General features: G+C 79.2%; 1 pseudogene. It reads left to right on the forward strand.

Going from position 1 to position 432, the window contains the following annotated elements:
• Positions 1 to 432 (forward strand): annotated as a pseudogene (locus N801_RS21260) (hypothetical protein); the annotation flags it as partial.

Below are 432 nucleotides of genomic sequence, written 5' to 3' on the forward strand. Positions count from 1 at the left end.
GGGCCGAGGCCCTCTCCCGCGTCGGCGAGGCGGAAGCGGCGCTCGCCGACGCCCTCGAGGCCGAAGCCGCCCTCGGCGGTGCCGAGCAGACGGCACGGAGTGCGAGGGACCGCCACCGCCTCGCCCAGCAGGTCGTCCGCGACGAGGTCACGGTGGCGCGGCTCGCCGCGACCTCGGTCGACGCGCGCACGGCCGCCCAGGACGCCCGCGAGCACGAGCAGGACCTCGTCGCGCAGCGCCTGACCCAGATGGCCGCCGAGCTCGCCGAGGGCCTCGTCGACGGTTCCGCCTGCCCCGTCTGCGGTGCCGAGGAGCACCCCGTGCCGGCGCACGGTGGGGACCGGGTGAGCGCCGCCGAGCTCGACCGCGCGCGCCGGGTCCACGCCGACCTCGCCCGCACCGCCCAGGAGTGCGAGTCGGCCGTCGCCGCCG

The sequence above is a fragment of the Knoellia aerolata DSM 18566 genome (assembly GCF_000768695.1).
GTDB lineage: Bacteria > Actinomycetota > Actinomycetes > Actinomycetales > Dermatophilaceae > Knoellia > Knoellia aerolata.